Origin of the sequence: Pseudomonas sp. Choline-02u-1 (assembly GCF_002836515.1) — a bacterium.
In the GTDB taxonomy this organism is placed as follows: domain Bacteria; phylum Pseudomonadota; class Gammaproteobacteria; order Pseudomonadales; family Pseudomonadaceae; genus Aquipseudomonas.
Genome location: NZ_PJBC01000064.1, coordinates 1 through 20,993, shown reverse-complemented (window position 1 = coordinate 20,993; position 20,993 = coordinate 1). Strand labels below are relative to the sequence as shown.

20 protein-coding genes and 1 pseudogene are annotated in these 20,993 nt (G+C 61.8%); 13 read left to right on the top strand and 8 right to left on the bottom strand.

Translation table 11 applies throughout. The annotated features are described in order from the left end of the window. Positions 1-240 precede the first annotated feature (240 nt). Positions 241-1,179, top strand: a complete 939-nt coding sequence (locus CXF97_RS20705; RefSeq protein WP_101160556.1) for a DUF6515 family protein — start codon at positions 241-243, stop codon at positions 1,177-1,179. Here the strand turns inward: CXF97_RS20705 and CXF97_RS20700 are convergent. Both CXF97_RS20700 and CXF97_RS20695 read right to left on the bottom strand, forming a co-directional pair. Further along, on the bottom strand, positions 1,173-2,069 hold the full coding sequence (locus CXF97_RS20700) for a cation diffusion facilitator family transporter (protein ID WP_101160553.1): 897 nt from the start codon (positions 2,067-2,069) through the stop codon (positions 1,173-1,175). The genes CXF97_RS20705 and CXF97_RS20700 overlap by 7 nt on opposite strands. A 13-nt stretch (positions 2,070-2,082) precedes the next feature. Further along, on the bottom strand, positions 2,083-2,502 hold the full coding sequence (locus CXF97_RS20695) for a polyribonucleotide nucleotidyltransferase (protein ID WP_101160552.1): 420 nt from the start codon (positions 2,500-2,502) through the stop codon (positions 2,083-2,085). A gap of 101 nt (positions 2,503-2,603) precedes the next feature. Here CXF97_RS20695 and hrpB point away from each other — a divergent pair, with 101 nt between their 5' ends. From hrpB to CXF97_RS20680, 3 genes are all read left to right on the top strand, one after another. Then, positions 2,604-5,123 carry an ATP-dependent helicase HrpB gene (gene hrpB / locus CXF97_RS20690; protein WP_101160550.1) on the top strand — a complete coding sequence of 840 codons (2,520 nt, stop codon included), beginning with the start codon at positions 2,604-2,606 and terminating at the stop codon, positions 5,121-5,123. A 130-nt stretch (positions 5,124-5,253) separates the two neighbouring features. Further along, complete coding sequence (locus CXF97_RS20685; RefSeq protein ID WP_101160548.1) at positions 5,254-5,826, top strand: hypothetical protein; 573 nt, start codon at positions 5,254-5,256, stop codon at positions 5,824-5,826. A 13-nt stretch (positions 5,827-5,839) separates the two neighbouring features. After that, positions 5,840-6,265, top strand: coding sequence for a hypothetical protein (locus CXF97_RS20680; protein ID WP_101160546.1), 426 nt, complete (start codon positions 5,840-5,842; stop codon positions 6,263-6,265). A gap of 11 nt (positions 6,266-6,276) precedes the next feature. Here the strand turns inward: CXF97_RS20680 and CXF97_RS20675 are convergent, their stop codons facing one another. Together CXF97_RS20675 and CXF97_RS20670 are read right to left on the bottom strand one after the other, a co-directional pair. After that, on the bottom strand, positions 6,277-7,356 hold the full coding sequence (locus CXF97_RS20675) for an endonuclease/exonuclease/phosphatase family protein (protein WP_101160544.1): 1,080 nt from the start codon (positions 7,354-7,356) through the stop codon (positions 6,277-6,279). Positions 7,357-7,431: 75 nt separating this feature from the next. Further along, a complete protein-coding gene (locus CXF97_RS20670; protein WP_016773061.1) occupies positions 7,432-8,106 on the bottom strand; it encodes a YciC family protein in 675 nt (224 codons plus the stop codon). A gap of 177 nt (positions 8,107-8,283) precedes the next feature. On the opposite strand from CXF97_RS20670, the gene CXF97_RS20665 reads away from it, so the two are divergent. From CXF97_RS20665 to CXF97_RS20645, 5 genes are all read left to right on the top strand, one after another. Continuing rightward, positions 8,284-9,045 (top strand): DUF2076 domain-containing protein, encoded by a 762-nt coding sequence (locus CXF97_RS20665; protein ID WP_101160543.1) that lies wholly within the window; start codon positions 8,284-8,286, stop codon positions 9,043-9,045. Between the two features lie 139 nt (positions 9,046-9,184). After that, a complete protein-coding gene (locus tag CXF97_RS20660) occupies positions 9,185-9,664 on the top strand; it encodes an NYN domain-containing protein (protein ID WP_056790604.1) in 480 nt (159 codons plus the stop codon). A gap of 35 nt (positions 9,665-9,699) precedes the next feature. Then, entirely contained in the window at positions 9,700-10,305 is a 606-nt protein-coding gene (locus CXF97_RS20655; RefSeq protein WP_101160541.1) for a PolC-type DNA polymerase III, read from the top strand. Between the two features lie 247 nt (positions 10,306-10,552). Then, positions 10,553-11,488, top strand: coding sequence for a drug/metabolite exporter YedA (yedA, locus tag CXF97_RS20650; protein WP_101160539.1), 936 nt, complete (start codon positions 10,553-10,555; stop codon positions 11,486-11,488). Positions 11,489-11,540: 52 nt separating this feature from the next. After that, positions 11,541-12,881 carry a DEAD/DEAH box helicase gene (locus CXF97_RS20645; protein ID WP_039761769.1) on the top strand — a complete coding sequence of 447 codons (1,341 nt, stop codon included), beginning with the start codon at positions 11,541-11,543 and terminating at the stop codon, positions 12,879-12,881. Between the two features lie 149 nt (positions 12,882-13,030). Here the strand turns inward: CXF97_RS20645 and CXF97_RS20640 are convergent, their stop codons facing one another. Both CXF97_RS20640 and CXF97_RS20635 read right to left on the bottom strand, forming a co-directional pair. Beyond that, positions 13,031-14,275 (bottom strand): TIGR03862 family flavoprotein, encoded by a 1,245-nt coding sequence (locus tag CXF97_RS20640; protein WP_101160538.1) that lies wholly within the window; start codon positions 14,273-14,275, stop codon positions 13,031-13,033. 173 nt (positions 14,276-14,448) lie between these two features. After that, positions 14,449-15,369, bottom strand: a complete 921-nt coding sequence (locus tag CXF97_RS20635) for a histone deacetylase (protein WP_101160536.1) — start codon at positions 15,367-15,369, stop codon at positions 14,449-14,451. Between the two features lie 82 nt (positions 15,370-15,451). On the opposite strand from CXF97_RS20635, the gene CXF97_RS20630 reads away from it, so the two are divergent. The 3 genes and pseudogenes from CXF97_RS20630 to CXF97_RS20620 all read left to right on the top strand — a co-directional run bounded on the left by CXF97_RS20630 (position 15,452) and on the right by CXF97_RS20620 (position 17,591). Continuing rightward, positions 15,452-16,021: a GNAT family N-acetyltransferase gene (locus CXF97_RS20630; protein ID WP_024014420.1), complete on the top strand. Its 570-nt coding sequence runs from the start codon at positions 15,452-15,454 to the stop codon at positions 16,019-16,021. A gap of 111 nt (positions 16,022-16,132) precedes the next feature. Next, positions 16,133-17,002 carry an acyl-CoA thioesterase II gene (gene tesB / locus CXF97_RS20625; RefSeq protein WP_101160533.1) on the top strand — a complete coding sequence of 290 codons (870 nt, stop codon included), beginning with the start codon at positions 16,133-16,135 and terminating at the stop codon, positions 17,000-17,002. Further along, positions 16,999-17,591 (top strand): annotated as a pseudogene (locus CXF97_RS20620) (HAD family hydrolase). The gene tesB and the pseudogene CXF97_RS20620 overlap by 4 nt, the downstream one beginning before the upstream one ends. A gap of 141 nt (positions 17,592-17,732) precedes the next feature. On the opposite strand, the gene CXF97_RS20615 reads toward CXF97_RS20620, so the two are convergent. Both CXF97_RS20615 and CXF97_RS20610 read right to left on the bottom strand, forming a co-directional pair. Continuing rightward, positions 17,733-18,686: an alpha/beta fold hydrolase gene (locus tag CXF97_RS20615; RefSeq protein ID WP_101160531.1), complete on the bottom strand. Its 954-nt coding sequence runs from the start codon at positions 18,684-18,686 to the stop codon at positions 17,733-17,735. Further along, on the bottom strand, positions 18,687-19,571 hold the full coding sequence (locus tag CXF97_RS20610) for a neutral zinc metallopeptidase (RefSeq protein ID WP_073475567.1): 885 nt from the start codon (positions 19,569-19,571) through the stop codon (positions 18,687-18,689). 390 nt (positions 19,572-19,961) lie between these two features. On the opposite strand from CXF97_RS20610, the gene CXF97_RS20605 reads away from it, so the two are divergent. Continuing rightward, entirely contained in the window at positions 19,962-20,840 is an 879-nt protein-coding gene (locus tag CXF97_RS20605; RefSeq protein ID WP_101160797.1) for a DMT family transporter, read from the top strand. Positions 20,841-20,993 lie beyond the last annotated feature (153 nt).

Below are 20,993 nucleotides of genomic sequence, written 5' to 3'. Positions count from 1 at the left end.
CCCGAGCTGCACTCTGTCCAGAAGACGGCGTGAGGTGAGCCGACGTCAAAAGCGTCGAGCCAGGACGAAGTTCTCCAGAAGGGAGGCCGACGGGTCTCCCTTTTTTCTTGCCTGCGATTTCATGCAGACGCCTCAATAAATAGGTCGCGCGACTGATAACCTGTTGCAGAACCCGGTGGGGCTGTTTCGAGTCTCAGCAACAAGCCCTGCCAACGACAGGCTCCCGCAGTGAGGAAAAGCATGAATTCGCGCATCTGGCGTCTGGCCGGTGTTGGTTTGCTCTGTGTGGGTGTCAGTGTGCAAGCGCTGGCGGATGAGCCGCAGAGTCGCGGGCCCGGCAATGGGCCGCAGAACAATGAAATCATTCGTGGCGACAACAGCCGTCAGTTCGAGCACAACGGACAGCCGCGCAGCAATGACGGTCAATGGCAGAACCGCAACCGTCCTGATGATCGGCCAGAGCCACCTCGCCAGCCGGGCAACAACCTGCCGATCCAGCCACGTCCCGACGCTGTGCACCAGACTCAGGAGCCGCGTCAGGGTTACTACCGCGACGAGCGCCCGCAGAACGGTTACCACAATCAGCAATGGCAGACGCCGCCGCGTCCCGATGGCAACCGCTGGCCGGGACGGCCGAACGGTCATGGCAATGGCTGGGGGCCTGGCCCGCAGTATCGTCCGGGCCATGTGATCGACCGTTTCCCGGATCGTGATTACCGCGTGCCGTATCGCGGTCAGGATTACTTCTATTCCGGCGGCTACTGGTATCGCCCGCAAGGCCCGCGCTACATCGTCGTGCAGCCACCGCGCGGGATCCGCATTCAATATCTGCCGGATTACGCCCGTGAAGTGTGGATCGGCGGCTCGCTGCTGTTCCTCGCCGCCGGCTCGTATTACGCCTATCAAGAGGCGACTCAGGATTACGTGGTGGTCGAGCCGCCGCTGCAGCAACCGTCGCAACCGCAAGCTCAGGGCTATGACGTCGAAGCCTACCCGGCCAACGGCCAGTCGCCGCAGCAAGTGCAGCAGGACGGTTACCAGTGCTCTCAGTATGCGGTGCAGCAAAGCGGTTTCGACCCGCGCACCGCGACCTACCAACCGGCGCCCGAAGTGGTTCAAGCCTATCGCCAAGCGCAGGGCAACTGCCTGAGCAGTCGCGGTTATCAGGTCAATTATTGAGCGCGTGCGGCGAGCACCACTTCCTGTGGGTCAGCGTGCACCAGCACCTCGGCCTTCGGATAGGCCTTGTGAATCGCCGCCGCCGCTTGGTCGCTGATGCCATGGGCGACTGACAATGTCAGTTCGCCCGGCAATTCCAGGTGCAATTGCACAAACCAGTGGTTGCCGGAAATTCGCGTGCGCAAGTCATGCGCACCCAGCACGCCGGGCACGCTGCATGCCAGCTCAAGCATGTGCTGGCTGACATCGGTCGGCAGTTCCTCGTCCATCAGCACCGAAAAACTCTCCCGGGCGATCTGGATCGCGCTCCAGAAAATATACGCGGCGATCCCCAGGCCAAACCACGCGTCCAGTTGCGCAAAACCCATTCCGGCCAACAGCAGCGCGATCAGGATGCTGCCGTTGAGCAGCAGGTCTGAACGGTAATGCAGCGAGTCGGCGCGCACGGCATTGGAGCCGGTCTGCTTGATCACCCGATGCTGCAACATCAGCAGCGCCGCCGTCAGCAACAGCGAAAATACGATCACGCCGATGCTCAACCAAGGCGCGCCAAGCGGCTCCGGTGTCTGCAAGCGTTGGTAGGCCTGAAACGCGATCAACACCGCGCTGCCACCGATGAACAACGCCTGCGCCATGCCCGCCAGCGATTCCGCTTTGCCGTGGCCATAACGGTGATCGTCATCGGCCGGACGCAAGGCGTAATGCACCGCCAGCAGATTGAGCATCGAAGTGACGCCATCCAGCGCCGAGTCGGTGAGGCCGGCGAGCATGCTCACCGATCCGCTGAACCACCAGGCAATTGCCTTGGCGACGATCAGCGTGCAGGCGACCGCCACCGAGGCGCGGGTCGCCAGCCGCAGCAGGCGGGCGTGTTCGGGGCTGGAGGTCATTGAACGTCCTTATTCAAGCGGCCGGTTGCAGGCCGAACATCGCCAGTTGCTGAGTGCTGCCCTTGTGCTGGATCAGGCGTGGGTCGTCGAGAGGAAAGTCTTTACCCAGTTCGCTCTCAAGAATCGCCTGCAACTTGTGATTGTCGACCTGACCATCCGGGCCGATGGCTTGCTTGAGCTTGGCCGGATCGATCTGCGCGGTGTGGCCCGGTTCGAAATAGATCGCCCCGGTGGCGAAGTCGACGGCAAACGCGATCAGCCCGGGGATGATGTAGAACAGCAGGCCGACGGCATCGAGCACGGCGATCGCCGGGTCGATCTTGCCGTCGATCTGGCCGCGCCGGTCCGGGTAGAAAATCGAACCGCACGCCGAGAGTTGCGTGAGCAGAGTGGCGACTAGAACACTGCCGATCAGGCGAGAGGGTAAGCGCATGGAAATGTCTCCTGAGAGCTGAACAATAACGGCTACTGTTTTGAGTTCAGACTACGCCAAACAGTTCGCCGTTATACTCGCCGATCTGTTTGGGAGCCAGCATGATTTCTTTGCCGATCGACGATGTTTTACCCGCCCTGCGTGAAGCCCTCGCGTCACGCCACGAAGCCGTGCTCGAAGCACCGCCCGGCGCCGGTAAGACCACCCGCGTGCCCTTGGCCTTGCTCAACGAAGCCTGGCTGGCCGGGCAGACCATCGTCATGCTCGAACCACGGCGTCTGGCTGCGCGGGCGGCGGCGGAACGTTTGGCCAGCGAGCTCGGCGAGCAGGTCGGTGAAACCGTCGGCTATCGCATCCGCCTCGACAGCAAGGTCGGCCCGAAGACCCGTATCGAAGTGGTCACCGAAGGCATCCTCACCCGGCGCTTGCAGGACGACCCGGCGCTGGACGGCGTGGGCCTGCTGATCTTTGACGAATTCCATGAACGCAGTCTCGACGCCGATCTGGCGCTGGCGCTCAGTCTGAACGGTCGCGAGCTGTTTCGTACTGAACAGCCGCTGAAGATTCTGCTGATGTCGGCCACCCTCGAAGGCGAGCGCCTCGCCAGTTTGCTCGATGACGCGCCGATCCTGCGCAGCGAAGGACGCATGTACCCGGTGACGATGCGCTGGGGGCGGCCATTTCAGCCGGGCGAATACATCGATCAGCGCGTTACGCAAACCGTGCTCGAAGCGCTGCACGATGAAACCGGCAGCCTGTTGGTGTTCCTTCCGGGACAAGCGGAAATCCGTCGCGTGCATCAGCAATTGGCCGACGTCATCGGTGGGCGCAAAGACGTTTTGCTGTGCCCGCTGCACGGTGAGCTCGACCTCAACGCGCAACGTGCAGCGATCGATCCGGCGCCGCCCGGTCAGCGCAAAGTGGTGTTGGCGACCAACATCGCCGAGACCAGCCTGACTATCAACGGAGTGCGCGTGGTCATCGATGCCGGACTGGCGCGGGTGCCGCGTTTCGACCCGGGCAGCGGCATGACCCGCCTCGACACGCAACGGATCTCCAAGGCCAGCGCCACCCAGCGTGCCGGCCGCGCCGGGCGATTGGAGCCGGGCGTGTGTTATCGCCTGTGGTCGCAGGATCAGCACGAACAACTGGCGGCTTATGGCTGCGCGGAAATTCTCTCGGCGGATCTGGCCAGTCTAGCTTTGCAATTGGGGCGCTGGGGCGTCACCCCGGGCGAACTGGTCTGGCTCGACGTGCCGCCTGCCGCCGCGTATGCCCAGGCGCAGGATTTGCTGCAACGTCTCGGCGCCCTGCAGGGCGATACGCTGACGGCCCACGGCCAGGCCATGGCTGAGCTGCCGGCACATCCACGCATTGCGCACTTGCTGTTGCGCGGTCAGGCGCTGGGGCTGGCGGCGATGGCCTGCGATGTGGCGGCGCTGCTCGGCGAGCGCGATATCCTGCGTGGCGCTGGCGCGGATCTGCACAGCCGATTGGTCCTGCTTTCCGGTGAAGAGCGCGCCGGTCGTGGTGCACAGGGCGGGGTGCAACGTGCCCGGCAATTGGCCCGGCAATATCGCGGTTATCTGCGCGGCAAGCCGAGCGAACCGGTCAAAGATGCCGAGCATCCGCGCTGGCTCGGTGCACTATTGGCGCTGGCCTACCCGGATCGCGTCGCCCAGCAACGGCGTGACGGCGGCGCTGAATACCGTTTGGCCAACGGTCGCGCCGCGCTGTTCGCTGAGGCCGACAGCCTGATGAAGCACGAGTGGATCGTCATCGCCGACCTCGGCAGCCGTCAGGGCCAGCGCGAAGAACGCATTTACCTGGCGGCGGATTTCGATCCGGCGCTGTTCGATTCGGTGCTCGCCGAGCAAGTGCGCAGCGTCGATCAACTCGACTGGGACGAGCGTGAAGGCGTATTGCGCGCCGAGCGCCAGCGCAAGGTCGGCGAGCTGATTCTCAGCCGTGAACCATTGACCGGTCTGGATAAAAATGCACGCAGTCAGGCGCTGGTCAATCTGGTGCGACGCAAGGGCCTGGAATTGTTGCCGTGGACGCCGGAACTGCGCCAGTGGCAGGCGCGGGTGGCGCTGTTGCGCCAGCTCGATCTGAACACTCAGGACGACAGCCAATGGCCGGATGTCAGCGATGCGGCATTGCTCAATACGCTGGAAGACTGGCTGATGCCCTATCTGGGCAAGGTCTCGCGGCTCAGCCATTTCGCCAACCTCGATCTGTCGAGCATCGTGCGCAATCTGCTGCCGTGGCCACTGCCGCAGAAGCTCGACGAACTGGCACCGCATCATTTGAGCGTGCCGTCAGGCTCATCGATTCGTCTGGATTACAGCGAACATCCACCGATTCTCGCGGTGCGTTTGCAGGAGCTGTTTGGTCTGGCCGATACACCACGGATCGCCGGTGGCCGGCAAGTGGTCAAGCTGCATCTGCTGTCGCCGGCGCGGCGGCCGGTGCAGGTCACGCAGGATCTGGCCAACTTCTGGCGCAGCACCTATGCCGAGGTGAAGAAGGATCTCAAGGGGCGATATCCCAAGCATTATTGGCCGGACGATCCCTTGGTTGCCGAAGCCACGGCGCGGGCGAAACCTCGGGGCACCTGACCGGCAATGGCAGCGCGCCATTAGCCCATCCGTGCTAATTGCCCTTGGTTGTTCAGGCTCGCAGAATCGCCGCCTGAACAATAACAAGCCTTGTTGCCTGACAACTTGTGCCCAAGGAACGGAACTGCCCATGACCTCTTTCTTCAAGTTCAAGAAGTTGATCTTCTTGTCGGCTGCGCTATTGGCCGCCTCCAGTTCAGCCATGGCCGAAGAAGCCAACCCGATTGGCGACTGGTGGATGATCTACGGCAACGGCGTGCCCCAGAAAAACATCATGTACGTCGCCGATGCCACCTCAGTAGTGCCTTCGCAGAAAACCAAAGGCGCGACCATGGTCGCGGTGACCCTGGTGTATGAAGAGCCCGGCAAACCGATGATCGACGTTTATAACCTCGAAGCCCAATGCGCTACGGGCAAGGTACGTTTTATCAATGGCCAGTCCATCGAGCGTCTCGCTTACACCATGCGTCATCTGAAAGTTGCCAATCAGTGGCAGACCCCGAAAGAGTTCTGGGTCCAGCAAGCGCTGAAGTTTGCCTGCGCACCGGGCAGTCGTGCCAAAAACGACATGGCCGCCGTGGGCAAGATGGAATACCTGCAAATGATCGAGATGCTGCAGCAGATGTTCTTCAAGCTCGCGCCGATTCAGCAAAAGAGCCAGATGATGGACAACATCGACAGCCTGCTCGAACTCAAGAAATAAGCCGGGGACTCCAATGACTTACACACGTTTGTGGCTGGCAACCCTGTTGGCTGGTCTACTCTTGAGCGGCTGTTCGACCATTGCGCAGAGCCGCTGGGAAGGCCGCGATCTCCAGGAAGCACTGGACCTGTTCGGCACACCCGATTCGATGGGAAAGGAAACCGGCCCGAACGGCGAACCCTTGGCCGTGCTGACCTGGCACAAGTCCGCGAGCTGGAGTTCCACCGAAGCGGCCGGCACTTCGATGACCCATACCGGCAATGGCATGGTCTACACCGAGCACTACCAACAGGTCGGCCACAGTTCTACCTGCAAGTTGCAGGCGAAGATCAATCAGCAGAAGAAGATCGCCCAGTTCCTGATCGAAGACGGGCGGATACTGCACGGCAAGTGCGCTAACGTTCGCTATGTTCCGGGTTACGTTCCGCCCGGTTTATAAGGGCAAAACGCTTACGGCGCAGCGGGTAGCAGGAACCGCGCGATCACCGGCAAGTGATCGGAGATGCGCAACGTATCGTCCTGCCGCACCTGCGCTTGCACGCGCTTGAGCTTCGGGCTGTGGAACAGATAATCGACGGTGCGATCCGGGCCGTTGAGGCCGGGGTCGTTGGGGTAATGGGTCAGCCATTTGGCCCGGTCGATGCCGCCGGCTTCGTTATTGGTCGGGATCATCGGGTATTTGTCCCACAGCAGATGCAGTTCGCTGTCGGCGGAGTAGGGCGTGCGTCGCTCGACGGGCAGGCGACGGTACTGGCCGAGCGGCAACAGATTGAAATCGCCACCGATCAGCCAGGGCAGGCCTTGGCTTTCATACTTGTCGAGCACTTTAGCCACCGCAGCGACTTGCGCCTGCACGTTACCGTCCGCCTGGCTGTCGCGTTGCAGGTGAGTGTTGAACACGGTCAGTTGTCCGCCATCGCTGAGCGGCAGTTTGACTGCGAGCAAGGCGTCTTTGGGCTGGAACTGGCGGCTGATGAAGTTGCTCGGGGCGACGGGCAGCTGCAGACGTTCGGCGTGTTCGATGCGATAGCGGCTCAACGTGGCGAGTTGGCGGCCGACGCTGCCGTAGATGTGGGGTTCAGGGACGAAATCGGCCTTCCAGTCGAACGCGCTGGTGCTGCACGGGTACAGGTCGGCGACGCGCTCCTGCAACAACTTGAGCTGGTTCTGGTAATCGCTGGCCTTGGCGCCGTCGTCGAGCTCCTGCAACAGCACCACATCGGGTTGTTCGTCACGGATGACCCGCGCCACTTCGTCGAGGCTGAACGCCATGTCTTCCGGGGTCGGCGCTTCGTCGTCGCCCTGAGCCAGATCATTCCAGAACACGTAACGCTTGCCGGCGAGGAACTGCACGTTCCAGGTCATGACTTTCAGCGCTTGCCCGGGCACCAGCGTCGGCGCGGTGGTGCCGCAACTGACCGGCAGGGTTTCGCGAGCGTCGGGGCGCCAGGTCAGGCTGAACAGCAGCACGCCGAACAGGACGACGGCGAGGATGACGAGGAGCAGGGTGTAGCGCAGCAGACGGGTCATGGCTCGGCTTATAGCGTTACAGAAAGTGGCCCCGAGCATACCTGACGGCAGCAACGAAGCCCAAGCATGGCGCGGTCAGACCGCTCCGTTACGTTTGTCAGGCAATTCGCTGATCAGCATGAACAGGCGGAACAGCACCACGCTGGTGAACAGTTGCAGGAAGCTGTGGGCGCTGTCGATCAGCCCGGCGATCAATGGATTCTGTGGCTCTGGGTACACCGCCAGCGTCGCGCCTTTGAGCAGCCACAACGGCGTCATCACACAGAGAATGCACAGCAGGATCCGCCAGAAATGCCCACGGGTCAGACGCAGGCTTTCCTTCATTGCCTGCAACGGCCCGAGACCGCGCAGCACCAGCAGATATTCAGCGAAGGCGAGCATGACCATCAGCATCAGGCCCGGCAGGAAGTACAGCGACAGGCCGAGCAGAATCAGCAAGGTATTGAGGGCGGTCAGCACAGCGAAGCGCGGCCACAGGGTTGCCGCCATCGCCAGCAGGTCGCGGTTGCGCGGCGACTCGCCACGGCTGCGCGCATCGAGAAACAGGATCAGCGCGGCGGTGTACAGCGGATATACCAGCAGGCCGACGATGATGCTCACCCCGGCAAAGGTGTCCGGCCCGGTGGCGTGATCGACTGCCTGCTGCAGGAAGGCTTCGACGATCACCAATGGCAGGCACAACTGCACGATGCTGCCCAAATGGCGTTTGAAAAAATACAAAGAGTCGCGCAGTACTTCGAGGGCATTCATCAGTCGGTATCGCAGGTCGAAAACAGTGGCTCACTTTAACCGATGCAACGCGGGCCGACACAAACGTAAACATTCGGTAAAGGTCATTGAAACGTTTTGTCACTGTCTCCATTACAGGAGAGCACCGCGCCCGGAGTGGGCGCGGGCACGTTATTACCGGCAATCTACGAGGTCGCCATGAACAGCGAAGAGCAAACCCTGATCGATGGACTGTTTTCCCGGCTGCAACAGGCCGAAACGGAGGCAGCCCCGCGCGACGCACAGGCCGAGGCGCGGATCAAGGAACACCTGACGCGCCAACCGGCGGCAGGCTATTTCATGACCCAGGCGATTCTGGTGCAAGAGGCCGCGCTGAAAAGCCTCGACGAGCAGAACAAGCAGCTGACCCAGCAAGTCCAGCGTCTGCAGGCCGAGCTGCAAGCGGCCAAGGCCCAGAATGGCGCACCGGCAGCAAGCGCTGGCGGTGGCTTCTTGTCGAGCATTTTTGGCGGCGGCAATTCGCGTCCGGCGCCGAGCCAGAACGCCGCGCCGTCCTCCACTGGCGGCTGGCGTGAACCGGCCCCACAACAGAGCTACCAAGCGCCGGCACCGCAGCAGAGTTTCGGCACGGCGCCATCCAGCTACGCGCAGCAGGCGGCTCCGGCGGCCGGCAACAGCTTCCTCGGCGGCGCGCTGAAAACCGCCGCCGGCGTGGCCGGTGGCGTGATGCTGGCGCAGGGCATCAGCAGCCTGTTCAATCACAACCAAGCACCTGCAGAAATCGTCGAGGTCATCAAGGAAGAACCGGCGCAGGTCGCCGACCAGAGCAGCAATGGCTGGGGCGATGATCAACGTGTGGCGGACAACGGCTTTTCCGGCAATGACCAGGGCGGTTTCAGCGACGCCGATTACAGCAGCGACAATTCGTCGTTCTTCGATGACGACGACTCCTTCGTCTGATTCACCATTCGTCCGGAGCCCTGCGGGGCTCCGGGCCGATTATTCGCGGAACCCTCCTTCGGGCTGGCATACTGAGCGCCTTTTTCGGGCCTGATCGCCTGACCCCGCTTCGTGCGCTCGCGCACCCACAGGAACTCCGGTGAAAAAAATCGCAGTGTTCGCCGATGTGCAGAACCTCTACTACACCGTGCGTCAGGCCTATGGTTGCCACTTCAACTACGCCGCACTGTGGGCGGACATCAGCAAGAACGGGCAGATCGTCGAGGCCTATGCCTACGCCATCGACCGAGGCGACAGCAAGCAGCAGCAGTTTCAACAGATCCTGCGCAACCTCGGTTTCACCGTGAAGCTCAAGCCTTACATCCAGCGCAGCGACGGCTCGGCCAAGGGCGACTGGGACGTAGGCATTACCCTGGACATCATGGACGCCGCCGACCATGTCGACGAAGTGGTGCTGGCCTCCGGTGACGGCGATTTCGACATGCTGCTCGAACGCATCATCAACAAACACGGCGTGCAAGCGGTGGCTTATGGCGTGCCTGGGCTTACCGCCAACTCGCTGATCCGCGCCGCCAGCCGCTACGTGCCGATCGAAGGCGCGCTGTTGCTCAAGAGCTGAGCTGAATAGAAGATTTGAACGGAGTACCTCCCGGTTTGGAACGCATTGCAGTCATCGACTTTGAAACCACTGGCCTGTCGCCGAACAGCAGCTGCCGCGCCACGGAGATTGCCGTGGTCATGCTGGAGAACGGCCGCATCGTCGAGCGTTACCAGAGCCTGATGAACGCCGGCGTGCGCGTCCCCGCGTTCATCGAACAACTGACCGGCATCAGCAACGCCATGCTGCGCACCGCGCCGCCAGCCGAGCGGGTGATGGAGGAGGTCAACGAATTCGTCGGCTGCACGCCGCTGCTGGCGCACAACGCCTCGTTCGACCAGAAGTTCTGGGATTTCGAACTGGGCCGGATCAAGCGCACGCGCCTGCAGAATTTCGCCTGTTCGCTGCTGCTGGCGCGGCGGCTGATGCCCGCTGCGCCAAATCACAAGCTCGGCACGCTTACCACTTTCGCGCAGTTGCCGCATACCGGCCAGGCTCACCGGGCCATGGCCGATGCGGAGATGGCGGCCAATCTGATGGCGCATCTGGCGCAAGAGTTGCGGGGCAAGCATGGCGTGCGCGAACTGAATCACGACCTGCTGTGCAAATTGCAGAAAGTCCCTGCGGCTAAAATGGGTGAACACCTGCAGCGTTACCGCTGATTCCAGGCACTCCGACTGATCGTTCCCACGCTCTGCGTGGGAATGAAGCCCGGGACGCTCCGCGTCCCTTTCAAAGCCGAACGCAGAGCGTCCGTTGAGGCATTCCCACGCGGAGCGTGGGAACGATCCAAGATGGATGTCTTTGATGCAAAAGTGTACCGGCGTGATAAACCGGTTTTGTAACTTATTTTTGCGTGACAGCCTTTCTAGAATAAACCTCCACAGAAATCTGACTGTCGAGCCGCCCATGTCTGCTTTGCGCCGTTTTTCCCTGCCGTTGATCGCCGCGTTTTTTGCGTTGTACGTTATTTGGGGGTCGACCTATCTGGTGATTCGCATCGGCGTCGAATATTGGCCGCCGCTGTTGCTGGCCGGGGTGCGCTTCGTCATTGCGGGCAGCTTGATGTACGCCTGGCTGCGCTGGCGTGGGGCTCCGGCGCCGACCTGGGCGCAGTGGAAAGCGGCTGGGCTGGTCGGCATTCTGCTGCTCAGTTTCGGTAATGGCGCGGTCAGCGTCGCCGAGCACACTGGCGTGGCCTCCGGCGTTGCGGCCCTGGCGGTGGCGACAGTGCCACTGTTCACCTTGTTGTTCGGTTACTTCTGGGGCGCACGCAATACGCGGCTGGAATGGGCCGGGGTCGCGCTGGGCATTTTCGGCATCGCCATGCTCAACATGGGCTCCAACCTGCAATCGAGCCCGCTCGGCGCAGCGTTGCTGATTTTCGCGGCGGCGAGCTGGGCGTTCGGCTCGGTGTGGAGCAAATACCTGCCGTTGCCGGCGGGGGCGATGGCCAGCGCCCTGGAAATGCTCGTTGGCGGCGTGGTCTTGCTGATCGGCAGTGCGCTGAGCGGCGAGCACCTGCAAGCGCTGCCGCCGATCGAAGGCTGGCTGGCGCTGGCCTATCTGATTTTCTTTGGCTCGATCATCGCCTTCAATTCCTACATGTATCTGCTCAAACACGTGCGCCCGGCGGCAGCGACCAGTTATGCCTACGTCAACCCGGCGGTGGCGGTATTGCTTGGCGTGGTGTTTGTTGGCGAGACCATCGGCATCGAAGAAGCGCTGGCGATGCTGGTGATCATCAGCGCGGTGCTGCTGATCAGCCTGCCGCAGTGGCGCCGTCCCGCGCAGCAGACACAGGCGGAAGCGAAAGCCGTTCCGACGGAAGCGCGTACGAATTAGGGTAAACTGCGCGGCATTGCATCCCCGCGTCATTTTTTCCTACGGTACTCCCATGACTTTCGCCTCCCTTGGCCTGATCGAACCCTTGCTGCGCTCCCTCGAGACGCTCGGCTACCAGACCCCGACGCCGGTGCAGGCGCAAGCCATTCCGGCGGTGCTGGCCGGTCGCGACCTGATGGCAGCGGCCCAGACCGGCACCGGCAAAACCGCCGGTTTCGCCTTGCCGCTGCTGCAGTTGCTGGCCATGGAAGGGCCGAAAGTCACCGCCAACTCGGCGCGTGCGCTGATTCTGGTGCCGACCCGCGAGCTGGCCGAGCAGGTTCACGAAGCCGTGCGCCAATACGCGGAAAATCTGCCGCTGCGCACTTATGCGGTGTACGGCGGTGTCAGCATCAATCCGCAGATGATGAAGCTGCGCGGCGGCGTCGATGTGCTGGTCGCCACGCCCGGTCGCTTGATCGACCTGTTCCGCCAGAACGCGCTGAAACTCAATCAGCTGCAAACGCTGGTGCTGGATGAAGCCGATCGTATGCTCGACCTGGGCTTCTCCGAAGAACTGGCGAACATTTACCGCATGCTGCCGAAAAAGCGCCAGACCCTGTTGTTCTCGGCGACATTCTCCGATGACATTCGCCTGCTGGCCGGGCAGATGCTCAACGATCCTTTAAGCGTCGAAGTCAGCCCGCGTAACGTCGCTGCCAACACGGTCAAGCAGTGGATCGTCACTGTAGACAAGAAACGCAAGGCCGAACTGTTCGTGCACCTGATGCGCAAGAACAAGTGGAAGCAGGTGCTGGTGTTCGCCAAGACCCGCAATGGCGTCGATGCGCTGGTGGAAAAACTTCAGGGCCTCGGTGTGAATGCTGACGGCATCCATGGCGACAAACCGCAGGCGACCCGCCAGCGCGCGCTGGACCGGTTCAAACTCAGTGAAGTGCAGATTCTCGTCGCGACCGACGTCGCCGCCCGTGGTCTGGATATCGAAGACCTGCCGCTGGTGGTCAACTTCGATCTGCCGATCGTCGCCGAGGATTACATTCACCGCATCGGCCGCACTGGCCGCGCGGGTGCCACCGGTGAGGCGATTTCGCTGGTATGTGCCGATGAAGTGAACATGCTCTCGGCAATCGAAATGCTCACCCGTCAGACCTTGAAGCGCCAGAACGAACCGGATTTCGAGCCCGAGCACCGCGTGCCGGACACCGATGCCAGTGGTCAGGTGATCAAGAAGCCGAAAAAACCGAAGAAGCCGAAAGCCTCGGGCGGTGGCGGTGGAAAACGCAATCTGGGCAAGTGGGTCGACAGCGGCGAGACCTCGGCACCGGAGCCGTCGATCAAGCCGGTGCGCAAAGTGCCGGTGTTCAATACCGGGCCGCGCAAGCGCAAGCCTTGATTTGATGTGGCGTCTGTAATGGCGCCTTCGGAGCAGGCTCGCTCCCACAAGGGGAATGCGTTTCCCTGCAGGAGCTGCGGCACGCTGCGATCTTTTGATGTTGATTTTTGAAGATCAAAAGATCGCAGCCTCGTTTCACTCTTCAGCTCCTACAAGGTTGTGTGCTTGAGCCACTGCACAATACCCAACCCCGCCGCGCGCCCGCTGGCGAAACACCCGGTCAGCAAATACCCGCCCGTCGGCGCTTCCCAATCAAGCATCTCCCCCGCGCAAAACACCCCCGGCAACGCCTTGAGCATCAAGCGCTCATCCATCGCTTCGAACCTTACGCCACCAGCACTGCTGATTGCCTCATCCAGCGGGCGGGTTTTTACCAAGGTCAGCGGCAACGCCTTGATCGCTCGCGCCAAGCGCGCCGGATCGGCGAACGTTTCGGCATCGGTCAACTCGCGCAACAACGCTGCTTTAACCCCATCAATCCCCACCTGACTGTGCAGATGCTTGGCCATCGAGCGCGAGCCGCGTGGTTTGCCCAGCGCCGCCAGCAATTTATCCACAGGCCGGCCGGGCAGCAGATCGATGTGGATAACCGCTGCGCCGTAGCGATCGATTTCCTCGCGTATCGGCGCCGACAGCGCATAGATCAGGCTGCCTTCCATCCCGGTCGCGGTGATCACGCATTCGCCCAGACGCGGGATATCGTCGTTCATACCGATGGCGATATTTTTCAGCGGCGCGCCGGCGAACTTGCTCACCAACAGGTCACTCCAGGCCTGCACCTCGAAGCCGCAATTGCTCGGCTGCAAGGGCGCCAGATCCACCCCGCGCTGTTCCAGCGGCAACATCCACGCGCCATCCGACCCCAGGCGCGACCAACTGCCGCCGCCGAGGGCGAGCAGGGTGGCGTCGGGGCTTACGCTGATTTCGCCTTCCGGACTGGCGATGCGCAGTGCACCGCTTGGATCCCAGCCGAGCCAACGATGGCGGGTGTGGATAACTACGCCGCGGTCGCGCAGACGCTTGAGCCAGGCACGCAGCAGCGGGGCGGCTTTCATGTCGGTGGGGAACACGCGGCCGGAGCTGCCGATGAAGGTTTCGATACCCAGTTCGTGAATCCACTGGCACAACGCATCGGCATCGAACGCGCGCAGCAGCGGGGCGATTTGCGGGGCGCGTTCAGCGTAACGGGAGAGAAACGCCGGGTAGGCTTCGGAATGGGTGATGTTCATGCCGCCGACCCCGGCCAGCAGGAACTTGCGCCCGACCGAGGGCATGCCGTCATAAAGATCGACGCGGACTCCGGCCTGGCTCAGCACTTCGGCGGCCATCAGGCCGGCGGGGCCGCCGCCAATGATGGCGACGTGGGTGTTGGCGGGAGCGGAATTCTGGGTCATGGGCGTGCGCTGCGGTATGGCGGGACAAGGCGCGCATTCTAACAGCCGAGCTCTCTGTAGGAGCTGCCGCAGGCGGCGATCTTTGCTGTGGATTTTTACAGCAAGATCAAAAGACCGCAGCCTCGGCAGCTCCTACGGGTTATTCACAGGCATTGTGGGTAACGCAGCATGTTTCAGTGACAGCCGTGTAAATCCCACACTCGTTGCGCGCTGTGATGGAGGATGCCGTGGCGGCGGGCAAGGGCGTGGCGATCCTTGCTGTAGCCGCCGCCGATCACCCCTACCACCGGAATGTCGCGGCCCAGGCAATGGCGCATCACCCGTTCATCGCGCGCGGCCACCCCGGCGTCGGTCAGTTGCAGATAACCGAGGGCATCGTCCTTGTGCACATCGACGCCAGCGTCGTAGAGCACCAGATCCGGTTGATACAGCGGCAACAGGTAATTGAGCGTGTCATCGACCACCTGCAGATAGTCGGCATCGCCCATGCCTTTGGGCAGCGGAATGTCCCAGTCACTTTCGGCTTTGCGTGCGGGAAAATTCTTTTCGCAGTGCAGGGAAACGGTAATCGCCTCCGGCGTGTCATGCAGAATCCGCGCAGTGCCGTCGCCCTGATGCACGTCGCAATCGAAGATCAGCACGCGATTGACCCGCCCGCTCTGCAACAGGTATTGGCTGATGATTGCCAGGTCATTGAAGATGCAGAAGCCAGCTGGGTAATCGTAGTGAGCGTGATGGGTGCCACCGGCCAGATGACAGGCCAGTCCATGTTCCAGCGCTTGCTCTGCCGCGAGGATCGAGCCGCCGACCGCGCGTACAGTGCGTCGCGCCAGCGCCTCGTTCCATGGCAGACCCAAGCGCCGTTGGTCTTCGCGAGACAACTCGCCGCACATGTAGCGTTCGATATAGCTGCGGTCATGGGCGAGGGCGAGGATGTCGTTGGGGCAGATCTGCGGGCGCAGCAGGTCGGCGTCGCGGGTCAGGCCGCTGTCGACCAGGTGATCGCGCAGCAGACGAAACTTGTCCATGGGAAAGCGGTGATCCGCGGGAAACTCGGGGCTGTAGTCTTCGTGATAGATCAACGGCAAGGGCATGGCTTGTTTCGCGCAGAACCAGGGAAAGAATGAACGATCCTACCAGCGATGTAGACTCAACGGCATGGAAATGGAGGGGACGATGGAGCCGATACTGGAGTTGCAAAGCGCGCGGTTGTTGATGCGTCAGTGGCAGGACGAGGATTTGCCGGCATTCGCCGCGATGTGCGCCGATCCGCAGGTGATGCGCTACTTTCCGGCGCCGTTGACCCGGCTGGAAAGCGCCGCATTGATCGGCCGCGTGCGCGGACATTTTGCCGAGCACGGCTTTGGCCTGTGGGCGCTGGAGCGCAAGGACACGGGCGAGTTCATCGGTTTCACCGGGTTGGGCGTGGTCGGCTTCGATGCGCCGTTTACCCCGGCGGTGGAGATCGGCTGGCGTCTGGCTAAGGAACACTGGGGCCTGGGTTACGCCAGCGAAGCGGCGTGGACCGCACTGCGCGCGGGTTTCGACCAGTTGAAACTGGAGGAAATCGTCTCGTTTACCGCCGGGCAGAACGCGCAGTCAGAGAAGGTCATGCAGGCGATTGGCATGCACCACGATCCGCAGGACGATTTCGATCACCCCAAGCTAGCGCTCGATCACCCGTTGCGCCGCCATGTCCTGTATCGCATCAGCCGCGAACAATGGCTGCAAACCTTGCATGAATAAGCCGACACGGACGTTTACAATGGCCGCCATCGTATTTGGCCCGTGCCAGAACCTGAATCGTCCGCCGCAGCCAAGACTGCGCGGCCATTGCTTTGTGTGAGGAGAGTCTGAATGAGCCAAGTGCTGGAAGATCTGGTCGATTTGCTGACCCTGGAGCCGATCGAAGAAAACCTGTTCCGTGGCCGCAGCCAGGATCTGGGGTTCCGCCAGTTATTCGGCGGTCAGGTGCTCGGCCAGTCGCTGTCGGCGGCCAGTCAGACAGTGGAGGAGGCGCGCCATGTGCATTCGCTGCACGGTTATTTCCTGCGCCCGGGCGATGCCAAGTTGCCGGTGGTCTATTCGGTTGATCGCGTGCGCGATGGCGGCAGCTTCAGCACCCGCCGTGTGACGGCGATCCAGAAGGGCCACCCGATCTTCACCTGCAGTGCTTCATTCCAGTACGACGAAAAAGGCTTCGAGCATCAGGGCCAGATGCCAGCGGTGGTCGGCCCGGAAAACCTGCCCTCGGAGCTGGAACTGACCCAGCAGCGCGCGCACCTGATTCCCGAGCACATGCGTGAAAAACTGCTGTGCCCGAAACCGATCGAAGTACGCCCGGTCACCGAAAAAGACCCGTACAACCCCCAGCCGGCCGATCCGGTGAAATATGTGTGGTTCCGCGCCGATGGCGCCCTGGCGGACATCCCGGCGCTGCACAAATACCTGCTGGCCTATGCCTCGGACTTCGGTCTGCTGACCACGTCGATGCTGCCCCACGGCAAGTCGGTCTGGCAGAAAGACATGCAGGTCGCCAGCCTCGATCACGCGCTGTGGTTCCACAATGATCTGCGCGCCGATGACTGGTTGCTCTACGCGATGGACAGCCCATGGGCCGGCAACTCCCGTGGTTTTTCCCGTGGCAGCGTGTTCAACCGTGCCGGGCAACTGGTCGCTTCGGTGACTCAGGAAGGTCTGATCCGCCATCGCAAGGACTGGGCATGAGCCTGACCGAGGTTCGTCATTGGGTTTCGACATGGACGGCACGCTGACTGTCGCCGTGCATGATTTCGCGGCGATTCGCGTGGCGTTGGCGATTCCTCCGGAGGACGACATCCTCACCCATCTCGCTGCATTGCCAGCGGATGAAGCAGCGGCCAAGCATGCCTGGTTGCTTGAGCATGAACGCGATCTGGCATTGGGCTCGATCCCGGCCACCGGCGCGGTGGAGCTGGTGCGCGACCTGCATGCGCGCGGTTATCGCCTCGGCATTCTCACGCGCAATGCGCGTGAGCTGGCGCACGTGACGCTGGAGGCGATCGGCCTGGCCGACTGCTTTGCGGTCGAGGATGTACTGGGTCGCGACGAAGCACCGCCGAAGCCGCATCCCGGCGGTTTGCTGAAACTGGCCGAGGCCTGGCAGGTGCCGGCCAGTGACATGGTGATGGTGGGTGATTACCGCTTTGATCTCGATTGCGGCCGAGCGGCGGGCGCGCGGACGGTGCTGGTGAATCTGCCGGATAACCCGTGGCCGGAATTGACCGATTGGCATGCAAAGGATTGTGTTGAGTTGCGGCGGATGCTTCAGGGTTGAGATTTCATTGCCTGACCGGGCGCCTTCGCGAGCAAGCCCGCTCCCACATTGGATCTTCAGTGCGCAGATATTTTGTGCAAGGCACAGCACCCATGTGGGAGCGGGCTTGCTCGCGAAAAGGCCGGCACATTCAATACAAACCTACTGATCAAACAACGCCTTCTGGCCCTCCGCCGAAGTCAGCATGCCATCCCCGTCATGCCCGACCCCTGGCACTTCAATCAGCCGTTGATTGACCCCTTCCGGGTGCCGACGCAATAAGTAGCCGAAATACAGCTTCCCGCGCATCAAGCGGTAAGCCCCTTGCGCCTCGGCCGCGCAGCTCTTGTCCAGCGCTGGGTGTTCCGGGTCGACATCCTGCTGCCCCAACAGATAAATCACCTCGCGTTTGACGTAAGCGCTCTCAACCTGCAACGGCGTTTGCCCGCCGGCATACACCGGCATGTCCGCCAGCCCGTATTTCCAGCGATTGAAGCCCGGGCATTGCGCGTGATCGAATGCCACTGGCCGCTGTTCGTTGAAGTAGGCATAGGAAGAGGGATTGGCCACCACATAGCGCAAGCGAATGCCGTTGGCCTTGAGCGCCGGCTGAGCTTTGGCCAGCAGGGCGTAACGCTGCACCACCTGACCCCCGCCGGAGTGGCCGAAGATCACGATCTGCTTCACGTCCGGAAACTGTTTGCGATCGCTGAGCCGCGCGACGATTTCATCCAGTGCTGCATAGGAACTGAGCGGATTGGGCCCGATGGACAAGCCGCCGCCCATCCATTCGTCGCCTTGCCAGCGCAGCACCGTCGGCGGCAAGGAATATAGGGTGACGTCACTTTCATTGAGAAACTGCGGTGCGATCACCAGCGTGTGCGCGGTCTGCCCGGCAAGTTCGGCGGCGCTTTGCGCGCTTTTGCGGTAGGTCTCGGCGTTGCGCAGGCGACCGTGAATGACGATCAGTACACGCTCGATCTTCTCCGGCGCCGGGCCGATCCCCACCGCCATTTCCCCGGCCTTCAGCTGCAAGCGACCGGGGCTGATCGCATCGACGCCGGCCGCTTGCGCGGTGCCGGCAATGAACAGTAACGCCACAAGCCATTTATGCATTTACAGGGTTTTCGCCGCAAAGGTGTCGCACTGGCTTACCTGGCCTTGCGCGAATCCGGTTTTGAACCAGCGCACCCTTTGCGCTGACGTACCGTGAGTAAACGAGTCCGGGACCACACGGCCCTGGCCCTGTTGCTGCAAGCGATCATCGCCGATGGCGTTGGCGGCGTTCAACGCTTCTTCGATGTCGCCCGGTTCCAGCCAGTTCAGGCGCTTTTGAGCGTTGTACGCCCAGACACCAGCGAGGCAGTCAGCCTGCAATTCCTGGCGGACCAGCAAGCCGCCGTCGCCTTCCATTTGCCGACCTTGCTGGCGCGCCGTCTGCATCTTCGCCGAGACGCCAAGCAGCGTCTGCACATGGTGGCCGACTTCGTGTGCAATCACGTAAGCCTGAGCGAAGTCGCCGGCGGCTTTGAAACGCTGCGACATTTCCTGAAAGAAGGCCATGTCCAGATAGACCTTTTGGTCGGCCGGGCAATAAAACGGGCCGGTGGCAGAAGTGGCCATGCCGCATGCCGAGTTCACCCGGTTGCTGAAGAGCACCAGCGTCGGGTCTTTGTATTGGCGCCCGGCCTGCTGGAAGATCGGACCCCAGGTATCTTCGGTGTCGCCGAGGATCGAACGGACAAATTCGGCCTGTTCATCATTGGCCGGCGGCGCCTGACGGGTTTGCGAAGTGGCCGCTGGTTGCTCCATCTGCCCGGTCAATTGACCGAGGATCTGCATCGGGTCCTGGCCGGTGAGCCAGCCGATGCCGACGATCAGCACGATGGCGGTCAGGCTCAGGCCCTTGCCGCCACCGAAGCGCATGCCGCCGCCACCGCCGGCATCATCACCCCGGGCGTCGACGACGTTGTCACTGCGTCGGCCTTTTTTCCATAGCATGTGGGAATCCTCTTTTATTACGGGTGATGAGTCTGGTGCTGATGAGTGTTGCCGCTGTGTGAGTGTGGCGCCAGTCCGGTCGTCCGTCCAATTACGCGCGCTCGCGTGGTGCGGGCTTGGTATTGACGGTTGACCCGGCGGCAAATTCAATCCCGAGAGGAATTTCTTCCGCCGAATTCATGAACCGGCTGTTTCGACAGCAGTCTGTGATGTTGCACACTTGCCTGGCGCCGAAGTGGCGGGAATCTTGCGTCACGGTTGTACTCAACGGCAGTTTCCCGGCGAACAGGATTGCAACCTGTGCGTTTGCTGAAAGCTCAGCCGACTATGATTGCCACAACGATTGCCGCCAGCGCGAACGTTCGCCCGGTTTTTTTTCAGAGATTGCCAATGACCGTCAGCACCCCGCTCTCCGGTGTCAACCAGCCCTTCAAGGGGATCCTGCTGATTGTCGTGGCGACGTTCCTGTTTTCCAGCCACGACGCGTTGTCGAAATACCTCTCCGGTTTTTATCCGATCGTGATGGTGGTGTGGGCGCGCTATGTGGTGCACACCCTGTTGATGGCGGGGATATTTTTGCCGCAGTCCGGCCTGCGTGTGCTACGCACCAAAAAGCCGTTATGGCAGCTCGCCCGTGCCCTGTGCCTGCTCGGCACCAGTCTGTTTTTCACCACGGCGCTGCTGTACATCCCGCTGGCGGAAGCCACGGCGGTCAACTTTCTCGCGCCGGTATTGGTCACCGCATTGTCGGTGCCACTGCTCAAGGAACGGGTGACGCGCGGGCAATGGATCGCGGTGATCTGCGGTTTCATCGGCGTGCTGATCATCGTCCACCCGGGGGGCGAACTGTTCACCCCGGCGATCCTGCTGCCGTTCTGCTCGGCGCTGTTTTTCTGCTTCTACCAGTTGCTGACGCGCAAGCTCGCCGAAGTGGACAGCCCGACCACCAGCAACTTCTTCGCCGGCCTGTGCAATACCCTGGTGATGAGCGCGCTGGTGCCGTTCTTCTGGCAAGTGCCGACGTTGACTCATGCCGCGCTGATGCTCGCGCTGGGCAGCTGCGGAATGACGGCACATCTGTTTCTGACCCAAGCCTTTCGCCACGCCGCACCGGCATTGCTGGCGCCGTTCGGCTACTGCCAGATCGTCTTCGCGGGGTTGTTGGGCTGGCTGCTGTTCAATCACACACCGAGCGGCTTGACCGTGATTGGTATTGCGGTGATTTGCTGCAGCGGATTGGCGGCAGCGTGGCAGCAGAGCCGGCGCTGAGGAAAAGCAAAAATCCCTTGTAGGAGCTGACGAGTGAAACGAGGCTGCGATCTTTTGATCTTCAACAGCGACATCAAAAGATCGCAGCGTTCCGCAGCTCCTACAGAAGCGATGCAGGCAGGTTATTCGCTAACGGCAGGATCTCTGGTGCAG